10 protein-coding genes and 1 pseudogene are annotated in these 12,994 nt (G+C 66.7%); 8 read left to right on the top strand and 3 right to left on the bottom strand.

Annotation, left to right across the window (positions count from 1 at the left end; genetic code table 11):
- From ASE59_RS20560 to ASE59_RS04120, 7 genes and pseudogenes are all read left to right on the top strand, one after another.
- A pseudogene (locus ASE59_RS20560) lies at positions 1–189 on the top strand (2-(1,2-epoxy-1,2-dihydrophenyl)acetyl-CoA isomerase); the annotation flags it as partial.
- Positions 190–237: 48 nt separating this feature from the next.
- Positions 238–2,367 carry a methylmalonyl-CoA mutase gene (scpA, locus tag ASE59_RS04145; protein ID WP_056452257.1) on the top strand — a complete coding sequence of 710 codons (2,130 nt, stop codon included), beginning with the start codon at positions 238–240 and terminating at the stop codon, positions 2,365–2,367.
- A gap of 131 nt (positions 2,368–2,498) precedes the next feature.
- Entirely contained in the window at positions 2,499–3,491 is a 993-nt protein-coding gene (gene bioB, locus ASE59_RS04140; protein WP_056452254.1) for a biotin synthase BioB, read from the top strand.
- Positions 3,482–3,856 carry a lysozyme inhibitor LprI family protein gene (locus ASE59_RS04135; protein WP_056452249.1) on the top strand — a complete coding sequence of 125 codons (375 nt, stop codon included), beginning with the start codon at positions 3,482–3,484 and terminating at the stop codon, positions 3,854–3,856. Before bioB ends, ASE59_RS04135 begins: the two co-directional genes overlap by 10 nt.
- A 38-nt stretch (positions 3,857–3,894) precedes the next feature.
- On the top strand, positions 3,895–5,964 hold the full coding sequence (locus ASE59_RS04130; RefSeq protein ID WP_056452860.1) for an acetyl/propionyl/methylcrotonyl-CoA carboxylase subunit alpha: 2,070 nt from the start codon (positions 3,895–3,897) through the stop codon (positions 5,962–5,964).
- A 37-nt stretch (positions 5,965–6,001) separates the two neighbouring features.
- Positions 6,002–7,564: an alpha-amylase family glycosyl hydrolase gene (locus ASE59_RS04125; protein ID WP_056452858.1), complete on the top strand. Its 1,563-nt coding sequence runs from the start codon at positions 6,002–6,004 to the stop codon at positions 7,562–7,564.
- Complete coding sequence (locus ASE59_RS04120) at positions 7,564–8,574, top strand: glycosyltransferase family 4 protein (RefSeq protein WP_056452247.1); 1,011 nt, start codon at positions 7,564–7,566, stop codon at positions 8,572–8,574. The genes ASE59_RS04125 and ASE59_RS04120 overlap by 1 nt, the downstream gene beginning before the upstream one ends.
- Positions 8,575–8,581: 7 nt before the next feature.
- Here the strand turns inward: ASE59_RS04120 and ASE59_RS04115 are convergent, their stop codons facing one another.
- From ASE59_RS04115 to ASE59_RS04105, 3 genes are read right to left on the bottom strand one after another with little or no spacing between them, the layout of a single operon-like run.
- The gene (locus ASE59_RS04115; protein WP_056452244.1) at positions 8,582–9,829 is read right to left on the bottom strand and encodes an adenosylmethionine--8-amino-7-oxononanoate transaminase; all 1,248 of its coding nucleotides are present in this window, start codon (positions 9,827–9,829) and stop codon (positions 8,582–8,584) included.
- Positions 9,826–10,449: a dethiobiotin synthase gene (gene bioD, locus ASE59_RS04110; RefSeq protein ID WP_056452241.1), complete on the bottom strand. Its 624-nt coding sequence runs from the start codon at positions 10,447–10,449 to the stop codon at positions 9,826–9,828. The genes ASE59_RS04115 and bioD overlap by 4 nt, the downstream gene beginning before the upstream one ends.
- Positions 10,446–11,573: an 8-amino-7-oxononanoate synthase gene (locus ASE59_RS04105; RefSeq protein WP_200913157.1), complete on the bottom strand. Its 1,128-nt coding sequence runs from the start codon at positions 11,571–11,573 to the stop codon at positions 10,446–10,448. The genes bioD and ASE59_RS04105 overlap by 4 nt, the downstream gene beginning before the upstream one ends.
- A 165-nt stretch (positions 11,574–11,738) precedes the next feature.
- On the opposite strand from ASE59_RS04105, the gene ASE59_RS04100 reads away from it, so the two are divergent.
- On the top strand, positions 11,739–12,992 hold the full coding sequence (locus ASE59_RS04100) for an AI-2E family transporter (RefSeq protein ID WP_082458057.1): 1,254 nt from the start codon (positions 11,739–11,741) through the stop codon (positions 12,990–12,992).
- Positions 12,993–12,994 lie beyond the last annotated feature (2 nt).

Raw genomic sequence — 12,994 nt, 5'->3', positions numbered from 1 at the left:
CTCGCGGCGGGGCCGACGGTCGCGCTCGGCCTGACCCGCCGCAATCTCACCTATGCCCTCGACCACGACTATCCCGCCGCGATGGTGCGCGAGGCGGAGGCGCAACGCACCGCCGCCGCCACCGCCGACGCCCGCGAAGGCACCGCCGCCTTCCTCGCCAAACGCACCCCCCGGTTCGAGGGACGCTGACATGACCCACCTCGACTTATCCCCCCAGCGGGCGCTAGGGACGTACGAATGACCGGCCCGACGATCGAAGACTGGCAGAAGCTCGCCGCGCGGGAGGTGAAGGGCGCCGATCTCACCTGGCACACGCCGGAGGGGATCGCGGTCAAGCCGCTCTACACCGCCGCCGACGCGCCCGATCCCGGCCTGCCCGGTTTCGCCCCGTTCACGCGCGGAGTGAAGGCGTCGATGTATGCCGGCCGGCCATGGACCATCCGCCAGTACGCCGGCTTCTCGACCGCCGAGGAATCGAACGCTTTCTACCGCCGCAACCTCGCAGCCGGGCAGAAAGGGCTGTCGGTCGCCTTCGATCTCGCCACCCATCGCGGCTATGACAGCGACCATACGCGCGTGGCGGGCGATGTGGGGAAGGCCGGGGTCGCGATCGACACGATCGACGACATGAAGATCCTGTTCGACGGCATCCCGCTCGACACCATGTCGGTCAGCATGACGATGAACGGCGCGGTACTGCCCTGTCTCGCCTTCTACATCATCGCGGCGGAGGAGCAGGGCGTAGGGCCGGAGAAGCTGTCGGGCACGATCCAGAACGACATTCTCAAGGAGTTCATGGTCCGCAACACGTATATCTATCCGCCCGAACCATCGATGCGGATCGTGTCGGACATCATCGCCTATACCGCGCAGCACATGCCGCGCTTCAACAGCATCTCGATCAGCGGCTATCACATGCACGAAGCCGGCGCGACGGCGGTGCAGGAACTGGCGTTCACGCTCGCCGACGGCATGGCCTATGTCCGCGCGGCGATGGCGCGCGGGCTGGATATCGATGCCTTTGCCGGGCGGCTGTCCTTCTTCTTCGGCATCGGCATGAATTTCTTCATGGAGATCGCGAAGCTGCGCGCCGCGCGCACGTTGTGGAGCCGGATCATCGCCGATTTTGGCGGCAATACGCGTAGCCAGACGTTGCGCACCCATTGTCAGACCAGCGGCGTGTCGCTGACCGAGCAGGATCCGTACAACAACGTGATCCGCACCACCGTGGAGGCGATGGCTGCGACGTTCGGCGGGACGCAGTCGCTCCACACCAACTCGCTTGACGAAGCCGTCGCACTGCCGACCGATTTCTCCGCACGCATCGCCCGCAATACGCAGCTGATCTTGCAGGAAGAGACCGGCATGACCCATGTCGTCGATCCGCTGGGCGGCAGCTATTATGTCGAGGCGCTGACGAAGGAACTCGCCGGCAAGGCCTGGGCGCTGATCGAGGAGGTCGAGGCGGCGGGCGGCATGATCGACGCCGTCAATCAGGGCATTCCCAAGGAGCATATCGAGCGCGCCGCCGCTGCCCGGCAGGCCCGCGTCGACCGTGCCGAGGACGTGATCGTCGGCGTGAACAAATATCGGCTGGCTGAGGAAGACCCGATCGATATCCTCTCGATCGACAATGCCAAGGTCCGCGCCGACCAGATCCGCCGCATCGAACGGGTCCGCGCCACTCGCGACGAAGCCGCGGCGCAGGCGGCACTCGGTGCGCTGCGTGACGGGGCGAAGGGGGACGCCAACCTGCTCGCGCTCTGCGTCGCCGCTGCCCGTGCTCGTGCGACACTCGGCGAAATGTCGGCGGCGATGGAGGTCGCCTTCGGTCGCCACGCCGTGTCGGTCACCCCGGTAAAGGGCATTTACGGCCCGGCTCATGCCGATGACAGCGGCTGGCTACGCGCGGGCGAAGGGGTGGCGGCGGTCGGGCGGCGGCTGGGCCGCAAGCCCCGGATGCTGGTCGCCAAGATGGGGCAGGACGGCCATGATCGCGGCGCGAACGTCGTCGCCAGCGCCTTTGCCGATCTCGGCTTCGACATCGTCTCGGGTCCGCTGTTCCAGACGCCGCAGGAAACCGCCGATCTGGCGATTGCGGAAGCGGTCGACGTCGTCGGCGCGTCCAGCCTCGCGGCCGGACACAACACGCTGATCCCCGAACTGATCGAGCGCCTGGCGGCGGCGGATCGCGCCGATATCCGCGTGATCGCCGGCGGGGTCATCCCGCCACAGGATTATGCGCTGCTCCGCGAAGCCGGGGTGGCGGCGATTTTCGGACCGGGCACCAACCTGGTCCATGCAGCGGCGGAGGTGTTGAAACTGCTCGGCCACAACCTCCCGCCGGTTGGAGAAACTGTCGAATGAATGCGATGACTGCCGCCCAATCCGAAACCACCCGTACCCCGGGGAAGGCCGGGGTCCAGTTGGGGGACGTTGCGGCTCCTTCGGACTCGGTCGTTACCGGACCCCGGCCTGCGCCGGGGTACGACGGTGCTGTGGTACGTACCGACTGGACTCGTACCGAAATCTCCGAACTGTTCGACCTCCCCTTCGACGAACTCATGTTCCGTGCCCAGACCGTCCATCGCGCCCATCACGCGATCGGACAGGTGCAGCTCTGCACCCTGCTGTCGATCAAGACCGGCGGCTGCCCGGAGGACTGCGGCTATTGCTCGCAATCGGCCAGCGCCGATACGCAGTTGAAAGCCGAAAAGCTGATGGACGTCGACGCCGTCCTCGCCAGCGCGGCGGAGGCCAAGGCCGCGGGGTCGCAGCGTTTCTGCATGGGTGCTGCATGGCGCAACCCCAAGGACCGCGACATGGACAAGATCGTGGCGATGGTCGAGGGCGTCGCCGCGATGGGCATGGAAACCTGCATGACGCTCGGTATGCTGACCCCCGATCAGGCGCAGCGGCTGGGGCAGGCGGGTCTCGACTATTACAACCACAACATCGATACATCGCCGGAAAACTACGCCAACGTCATCACCACCCGCACCTTCGACGACCGGCTCGACACGCTGGAACATGTTCGCGAAGCCGGGATCAACGTCTGCTGCGGCGGCATCGTCGGCATGGGCGAGACCCGTGCCGATCGCGTCGGCTTCGTCCATGCGCTCGCCACCCTGCCGCGCCATCCCGAAAGCGTGCCGGTCAACGCGCTGGTCCCGGTCAAGGGCACCGTGCTCGGCAACATGCTGGCCGACACGCCACTTTCGAAGCTCGACGACATCGAATTCGTCCGCACCGTCGCCGTCGCGCGGATCACCATGCCGCTGAGCATGGTCCGGCTGTCGGCGGGCCGCGAAAGCATGTCGGATGCGACGCAGGCGCTGTGCTTCATGGCCGGTGCCAATTCGATCTTCACCGGCGACCGCCTGCTGACCGCGGGCAATGCCGGGGACGATGCCGATGCCGCATTGCTGGCGAAACTGGGCATGAAGCCGATGGTGGCCGAGGAACCGATGCGGAAGGCGTCATGCTGCTGACCCTCCTGTTCGCAGCGGCGGCGCAGGGCGGTTGCGCTAACGCTACCACCCAGGTCGACATGAACCGTTGTGCACAGGCAGCATGGCAACGCGCCGACGCGGCGATGACGCGCGAATGGCAGGCGAGCTACGCCGCGATGAAGGCACGGGATGCCGCGAACAGCTCGCGCGGCGGTGGCTTCGGCTATGCGGCGGCGGCGCTTGCTAGCCAGCGTGCTTGGCTGAAGTTCCGCGACACGCAATGCGTGCTTGAGGCGGGGCGCTATGCTGGTGGATCGATGCAGCCGTTGGCGCGCTCCAATTGCCTCGAACGATTGACGAAGGAACGGGCGCAGCAATTGCGCGATCTGCACCGCGAAACATGATGCTGACCCCGGACAAACGGGGCGGACAGGAGAGCGATTTGTTCAAGAAGATTTTGGTCGCGAACCGGGGAGAGATCGCCTGTCGCGTGATGCGCACCGCCAAGCGGATGGGCATCGCCACGGTCGCGGTCTATTCCGATGCCGATGCGCGCGCGCCGCATGTGCTGATGGCGGACGAAAGCGTGCGGTTGGGGCCGGCGCCCGCCGCGCAAAGCTATCTCATCCCCGAACTGATCCTCGCCGCCGCGAAGTCGACCGGTGCCGACTGCATCCATCCCGGCTATGGCTTTCTGTCGGAACGCGAAAGTTTCGCCCGCGCCTGTGCCGAAGCCGGCATCGCCTTCGTCGGGCCGCCGCCGAACGCCATCGCCGCGATGGGCGACAAGATCGAATCGAAGAAGCTGGCACAGGCTGCCGGCGTCAACGTCGTCCCCGGTTTCCTCGGCGAGATCGCCGATACCGAGGAAGCGGTCCGCATCGCCACCGACATCGGCTATCCGGTGATGATGAAGGCGTCGGCCGGCGGCGGCGGCAAGGGCATGCGCCTCGCTTGGTCCGAACAGGACGTTCGCGAAGGCTTCGAGGCGACCAAGCGCGAAGGGTTGGCCAGTTTCGGCGACGACCGCGTCTTCATCGAAAAGTTCATCGAAAGCCCGCGCCATATCGAAATCCAGGTGCTGGGTGACCAACATGGCAACATCGTCTATCTCGGCGAGCGCGAATGCTCGATCCAGCGCCGTCATCAGAAGGTGGTCGAGGAAGCGCCTTCGCCCTTCGTCACGCCCGCGATGCGCAAGGCGATGGGGGAGCAGGCGGTCGCACTCGCGCGTGCGGTCGGCTATTATTCTGCGGGCACGGTCGAACTGATCGTCTCCGGTGCCGATACGACCGGCGAGAGCTTCTATTTCCTCGAAATGAACACCCGGCTGCAGGTCGAGCATCCGGTGACCGAGGAGATCACCGGCCTCGATCTGGTCGAACAGATGCTGCGCGTCGCGGCCGGCGAACCGCTCGCCTTCACGCAGGATGACGTCAAGCTGACCGGCTGGGCGATCGAAAACCGCGTCTATGCCGAAGACCCCTATCGCGGCTTCCTGCCCAGCACTGGCCGCCTGACCCGCTACAATCCTCCCCGGCACGGGGAGGGGGACCGCGCCGCGCAGCGGCGTGGTGGAGGGGGTGCTCCGCAAACGACATCGTCCGAAATGGAAGCACCCCGCACCCGCGTCGACGACGGCGTCGTCGAAGGCGGCGAGGTCAGCATGTTCTACGATCCGATGATCGCCAAGCTCGTCACCTGGGCACCGACCCGCGAAGCCGCGATCGATGCGCAGATCACCGCACTCGACCGGTTCGAACTGGCCGGCGTCGGCAACAACATCGACTTCCTGTCAGCGATCATGCAGCACCCCCGCTTCCGCGAAGGTGCGCTCACTACCGGCTTCATCGCAGAGGAATATCCCGAAGGCTTCCACGGCGCCCCCGCCGACGAACCGCTGCTCCGCCAGCTTGCCGCGATCGCGGTCGTTGCCGATCTCGAACAATCGGTTCGGGCGGGAAAGATCGATGGGCAACTCGGCACGCGCATCATTCCGTCGACCGAGCGGGTCGTCACCATCGGCGACCAGCGCTATGACATCTGCGTCGATGGCTATGAAGGCGGCCTGCTGGTCAATATCGACGACGAAGCGCCGCTCGACGTCGTGATGCACTGGCGCCCTTCGCAACGGGTCGTGACCGCCCGTATCGATGGCATGGAGCTGACCGCCCGCATCGCCCGCACCATCGGCGGCTGGAAGCTGACGGCACGCGGCGCCAGCCACGTCGTCCGCGTACTGCCGCCGCATGTCGCAGCACTCACCCACCACATGCTGGAAAAGGTACCGCCCGACCTGTCGCGCTTCCTGCTGTGCCCGATGCCCGGCCTGCTCACCCGCGTCGAGGTCGCGGAGGGGCAACGCGTCGAGGCCGGACAGCCGCTGGCGGTGGTCGAAGCGATGAAGATGGAAAACATCCTTCGCGCCGAACGCCTCGGCACCGTCGCCCGCATCGCCCATGCGCCCGGCGACAGCCTGGCGGTCGATGCCGTCATCATGGAGTTCGAATAAGGGAACGTTTTCCCCGCTGGCGGCTTGTCCGCGCGTGATCGTTTCATCCGCGCAACCATGGTGGCAGGCCGCCACCATCTACCAGATTTATCCACGATCCTTCGCCGACAGCGATGGTGACGGGATCGGCGACCTGCGCGGCATCGCCGACCGGCTCGATCATCTGGTCACGCTCGGCGTCGATGCGTTGTGGATCTCGCCGATCTTCCCGTCGCCGATGGCCGATTTCGGCTATGACGTGGCCGACTATACTGGCATCGATCCGCGCTTCGGCACGCTCGCCGATTTCGACGCGCTGCTGGCGAAGGCGCACGGACTCGGCCTGCGCGTCCTGCTCGATTTCGTGCCGAACCACAGTTCCGACCAGCATCCATGGTTCGTCGAGAGCCGCTCGTCGCGCGACAATCCGAAGCGCGACTGGTATATCTGGCGCAATCCCGCCCCCGATGGCGGCCCGCCCAACAACTGGATCAGCGACTTCGGCGGCCCGGCCTGGACGTTCGACGCCGCCACCGGCCAATATTATTCACGCGCCTTCCTGCCCGAACAGCCTGACCTGAACTGGCGTAACCCCGATCTGCGCGCCGCGATGCTGAACGCGATGCGCTTCTGGTTCGAACGCGGCGTCGACGGGTTCCGCATCGACGTACTGTGGCACATGGTCAAGCACGCCGACTTCCCCGACAACCCGCCCAACCCCGACTATCGCGACGGCATCGGCGAGATGCACCGCGTCCTCCAATTGAACTCCACCGATCAGCCCGAAGTCCATGCCATCGCCGCCGACATGCGCGACCTCGCCGATCAGTACGATGCGGTACTCGTCGGCGAGATCTATCTGCCCGTGCCGAAGCTGATGACCTATTACGGATCGGCCGACGCGCCCGAAGTCCATCTGCCCTTCAATTTCCAGTTGATCGAAGCCGGCTGGAACGCCGCCGAACTGGCCGACCGCATCATCGAATATGAAGCGGCACTGCCAAGGGACGGCTGGCCCAACTGGGTGTTGGGCAACCACGACCGCCCGCGCATCGCGACCCGCGTCGGCGCAGCACAAGCACGCGTGGCGGCGGTACTGTTGCTGACGTTGCGTGGTACGCCGACCCTGTATCAGGGCGATGAACTCGGGCTGCCCGACGCGCAGGTACCTGCCGACAAGGTACAGGACCCCCGCGAGCTGCGCGAACCGGGGCTGGGGTTGGGGCGCGATCCGGTCCGCACCCCGCTGCCATGGACCGGGACGAGCGGTTTCACCTCAGGCGAGCCATGGCTGCCGATCGACCCGGCACATCTGCCGCTGAACGTCGCCGCGCAGACCGATGACCCGCACTCGATGCTCACCCTCTACCGCCGCCTGCTGTCATTGCGGCGCGCAACCCCGGCACTCGCGACCGGCACGATCAGCGACGTCCGTGCCGAGGGCGACGTGCTGACCTACGTCCGCAGCGACGGCGCCGATCGCTACCGCATCGTGCTGAACCTCGGTCACCAACCCGCCACGATCGACCTCGAACCCGGTACGGTCGTGCTCTCGACCCATGATGCCGCGACCACCGCCACCCTTCGTCCCGGCGAAGCCCTGATCCTGAAAGTCGACTGATGCGCATCGCCATGCTCGCCCCCATCGCGTGGCGCACGCCGCCGCGGCACTATGGCCCGTGGGAACTGGTCACCAGCCTGTTGACCGAGGCGCTGGTCGCGCGCGGTGTCGACGTCACCCTGTTCGCCACGCTCGACAGCCAGACCTCGGCCAGACTCGCCGGGGTCGTGCCCGCGCCCTATAGCGAAGATCCGTCGATCGACGCGAAAGTATGGGAGTTCGCCCATCTCGCCCACCTATTCGAACGCGCGGATGAGTTCGACCTGATCCACAATCAGGCCGATTTTCCTGCCCACGCCTTTTCGGGACTCGTCGACACGCCGATGGTCACCACCATCCACGGTTTTTCCTCCGATCGCATCCTGCCGATGTACGCGCCCTATCAGGACCGGGTGCACTATGTCGCGATCAGCGATGCCGACCGCCACCCCTCGCTGCGCTACGCGGCGACGATCCACCACGGCATCCCGCTGGCCGATTTTCCCTTCGATGCGGAGGGCAGCGACGACCTCCTCTTCTTCGGCCGGATGCACCCCGACAAGGGCGCGGCGGAGGCAGTCGCCGCCGCACGGGCCAGCGGACGCCGCCTCCATATGGCCGGCATCGTTCAGGACGACCACTATTGGCGCGAACAGGTCGAACCGCATATCGACGGTGAGCGCATCCTCTATCACGGCGCGGTCGGCGGCAAAGCGCGCACCGATCTTCTCGGGCAGGCCCGCGCGCTGCTCCACCTGATCGGCTTCGACGAACCCTTCGGACTGTCGGTGGTCGAGGCGATGGCCTGCGGCACCCCGGTCATCGCCTATAATCGCGGATCGATGCCCGAACTGATCGAGCACGGCGTCAACGGCTTCCTGGTCAACACCCTCGACGAAGCCATCGCCGCGATCGAGCGGGTAGGAGAGATCGACCGTGCCGCCTGCCGTGCGCGCGTTGCCGAACGCTTCTCGGTCGAGGCGATGGCCGAACGCTATCATGCGCTATACCGGTCGATTCTTGGCGGTTGAGCCTTGATCAGGCGTCGTCGCACGCCTCGCCCAGCGCTGCGTAGATGTCGTCGAGATCGCTGTCATCGATGCAATAAGGCGGCATGACATACAGCGTCGACCCCAGCGGGCGCAGCAACAGGCCCGCCTCGCGAAACCGTGCCAGCAGCCTCGGCGCGCGGTCCGACAGATAGCCTTCGTCGCCATCCAGTTCGAACGCCGTGATCGTGCCGCGCTGGCGGGCGTTCGCGACCCGCCGGTGCGTCGCCAGCGCCGCCAGCCGCTCCGCCAGCCGTGCCTCCAACGACGCGACTCGCTCCGCCACTGGTTCCTCGCGCCAGATCGCCAGATTGGCATTAGCGGCGGCACAGGCAATCGGATTGGCGGTGTAGCTCGACGAATGAAAGAACATCGTCGCCCGGTCCGGTCCGTAATGCGCCTGATAGATGGCTTCGCTCGCCATCGTCACCGCCAACGGGATCGCCCCGCCGGTCAGTCCCTTGGACAGGCACATCAGGTCGGGCACGACGCCCGCCTGTTCGCATGCGGTGAGCGTGCCGGTCCGGCCCCAGCCGGTCATCACCTCATCCGCAATGAACAACACGCCATAAGCCGCGCAAATCCGCTGCATTTCTGCCAATATCGCGAGGGCGTACATGCGCATCCCCCCGGCGCCCAGCACCAGCGGCTCGACGATGAACGCCGCCGCACCCGCGCGACACGCCGCCTCCAGCGCATCGAACGTCGCCTGTTCCTGCCCGGCGTCGGGGAATGGGATTGATCCGACATCGAACAGCAGCGGGGCATAGGCCCGGTTGAACACGCCCCGCGCCCCGACCGACATCGCCCCGATCGTATCGCCATGATAGCCATGATCGAGCACCAGAATACGGTGCCGATCCTCGCCCCGGTTGCGCCAGTACCCCAGCGCCATCTTCAGCGCGACCTCGACGCTGGTCGATCCCGAATCGGAAAAGAACACACGCGTCAGCGCATCGGGCAGCAGCGCGCACAGCCCCTTCGCCAACGTCTCCGCCGGCTCGTGCGTGTACCCGGCAAAGATGATCTGATCGAGCCGCCCGGCCTGTTCGGCGATGGCGGCTGTGATGCGCGGGTGGTTGTGGCCGTGCGTCGTCACCCACCATGACGAAATCGCATCGACGATCCGTCGCCCGTCCGCCGTCCACAATGCCGCGCCGTCGCCGCGCACGATCTGCGGGATCGGCTCCTGCAAGCCATGCTGGGTGAACGGGTGCCAGACGGGCGACGAACTCACCGGAAATCCTCAAGATCGAAATGCGCGGCGAACGCCGCCGCCAGCGTCGCCGGGTCGAGCGGATCGAGCCGGGGCAGCCGGCCCAGCCGCTTCGTCTTGCCCAGCCGGACAATCGTCGCCTCGCTGTCGGGAACGCCGTCGCCGATGAACGCGATGCCCAGCAACGGCACGCCGCGCGACCGCAACGCCTCGATCGACAACAGGCTGTGATTGATTGTGCCAAGTGCAGTCCGCGCCACCAGCACCACCGGCCGCTGCCACCGCGCGAACAGGTCGCCGAAGGTCGTCTGCCCGACGATCGGCACCAGCACGCCGCCAGCGCCCTCGATCACCAACGGCCCTTCGACCTGCGGAAGCGTCAACCGGTCGAGATCGATCGTCACCCCGTCGATTTCCGCAGCCCGGTGCGGCGAACAGGGCGTGGTGAGCGAATATGCCTCGGGCAGGATGCGCTCGGCCGCGATCCCCGCCAGCCGCGCGACACGCTGGCGATCGGTGCCGTCATCGGTTCCGGCCTGCACCGGCTTCCAATAGGATGCGCCCAGCGCGCCGGTCAGTGCGGCGGCGAACACCGTCTTGCCGACATCGGTATCGGTACCGGTCACGACGATGACGCTCACAACAACTGCTCCAGAATATCGGCCAACCCGTCGATTGCCGCTTCGTCCACGTTCAGCGTCAGCGAAATGCGCAGCCGCGCGGTACCCGCCGGCACCGTCGGCGGGCGAATGCCCCGCACGTCGAATCCCGCCGCCTGCACCGCCGCCGCCAGCGCCATTGCCCGCCCGTCGTCCCCGACGATCAGCGGCAGGATCTGCGATCCGCTGACGCTTGCGCCGACCCGACCCAGCCGCTCGCGGGCATGGTCGACCAACGCTGCCAGTCGCGCCCGACGTTCCGGTTGGTCCTGCAACACGCGCAACCCCGCCCGAACCGCCGCCGCCATGACGGGCGAGGGAGCAGTCGAGAAAATGAAGCCGCGCGCCCGATTGACCAGGAAATCGCACACCACCGCCGGCCCGCACACCAGCGCGCCTTCGCTGCCCAACGCCTTGCCACAGGTCCGCAGGGTCACGACGTTCGGCCGCCCGTCATACGCCGCCGCCAGCCCGCGCCCGTCCGGCCCGAACACCCCGGTCGCATGCGCTTCGTCGATCAACAGCATCGCCTCGTGCCGGTCGGCCACCGCGATCAGGTCGTCGAGCGGCGCGCGGTCGCCATCCATGCTGTACAGGCTCTCGACCGCGATCCATGGCGATCCGGTCCCGCCCTCGCGTCGCCAGCGCCCGATCGCCTCGTCGATCGCCTGCGGATCGTTATGCCCCGCCGCCACCGCCGGCGCGCGGGCCAGCCGCATCCCCTCATGCGCGCTGGCATGGATCAGTTCATCATGAACGATAAGATCGCCCCGCTGCGGCAACGTCGCCACCAGCGCCGCATTGGCCGCGAACCCGCTGCCGAACCACAACGCCGCCTCGCTGCCAAAGAACGAAGCCGCTTCCCGCTCTAGCGCCTCATGCTCGGCATGATTACCGCGCAGCAGCCGCGATCCACCCGACCCGACCGGCACGCCGCGCACAATCGCATCGGTCACCGCTTGCCGCAGTAACGACGATCCACTCAGGCCCAGATAATCGTTAGACGAAAAGTCCCGACCCCCGATCGGGACCAGCCGGCGCCGCCGGTCGATCGCCGACAACTGCGCCAGATCGGCCGCGATCGGGCGCAGCGCGCGCGCAGCCATCCGGTCCCCGTCGATCATCGCCGCTCCCCGCCGGCCCCATGCCGGGCGCTGCCCATATCCGCGACATCGTCATGGCGCAAATCGCCGCTTCGCGCGTTTAGGGCGGATGCGTCGGCCGTTGCCTCCGATACGGAGGGCGAAGGCGCGGGGGGATAATCAGGGCACATGGCAGAATCGTTCGAAGAATCCACGACCGTCGACCGGGCCGGCGCGACCGGCACGGCTGCGACCCCGCCCTCCGATCCGGTCGATGCGGTGGTCGATGCCCCGACCGAGGAACTGCGTCGCGACCGGTTGCTCGCCGCGCTGACGCTGATCGCCGGGGTCGGGCTGGTGCTCGCGCTGCCGTTCGCGTTGCAGGCGGGGGCGCGCTTCTTCCTGCCGCTCACCGCCGCGATCGTCATCGCCATCGCACTGGTGCCGCTGCTCGAGTGGCAGGAGCGCCACCGCGTGCCTGCGCCGCTTGCCGCGCTGTTCTGCGTCCTACTGTTCCTGATCGTCGCCAACGGCGCGCTGGCGTCGATCGTCGTACCGGCATGGGGCTGGGCGGCGATCCTGCCCGACCGGATCGACCGCGTGCAGGAAAACATCGCACCGCTGATCGACTTCTACGCCAGTCTCGAAAAATTCGTGAACGGCCTGATCACCAACGTCGCCAGCGCCCCCGCGCGTCAGACGACCAGCAGCGTCGCCCCGCCGCAATCGCTCCTCGACGTCGTCACCACCTCCGCCCCTTCGGCACTGCTCGAGATGTTCTTCGCGATCCTCGTCATCTACTTCTTCCTCGCCGGCTGGACCAACCTGCGCCGCGCCGCGATCACCGGGCGCAGCAGCTTCGGCGGAGCGATGGCGACCGCGCGCGTCATTCAGAACGTGGTCGACGACACTTCGGCCTATCTCGGCACCATCACCTTCATCAACCTGATGCTCGGCGTCATCGTCGCGATGGCGCTGTGGTATATCGGCATGCCGACCCCGCTGATGTGGGGCGGGATCGTCGCGCTGCTCAATTATGTACCCTATCTGGGACCGATCTTTGCCGCGCTGCTGCTGGCGGTCGGTGGGCTGATGACCTTTACCGATATCTGGTGGGCGCTGCTGCCTGCCGCGATCATGGTCGGCGCGCATCTGGTCGAGGCGAACGTCATCACGCCGCTGGTCGTCGGCCACCGCCTGACGATCAATCCGCTCATGATCCTGATAACGCTCAGCTTCTGGGGCTGGGTCTGGGGCACGCCCGGCGCGCTGCTCGCCGTCCCGTTGCTCATCATCATCCAGACGGTGCTGAAAGGCGCCGGCAAACCCGACATCGCCGGCTTCTTGTTCGAACACGGCACGCTGGTTCAGGACGTGCCGCCCGCGCAACGAAATGCCGCAAATGGCAATGCAGGCGTTGACAGCCCCGGCACCGCTCCGTAAAG

The organism is Sphingomonas sp. Leaf10 (assembly GCF_001421245.1).
In the GTDB taxonomy this organism is placed as follows: domain Bacteria; phylum Pseudomonadota; class Alphaproteobacteria; order Sphingomonadales; family Sphingomonadaceae; genus Sphingomonas.
The sequence above is the reverse complement of the archived record's forward strand: the minus strand, read 5'-3'. Positions and strand labels throughout refer to the sequence as shown.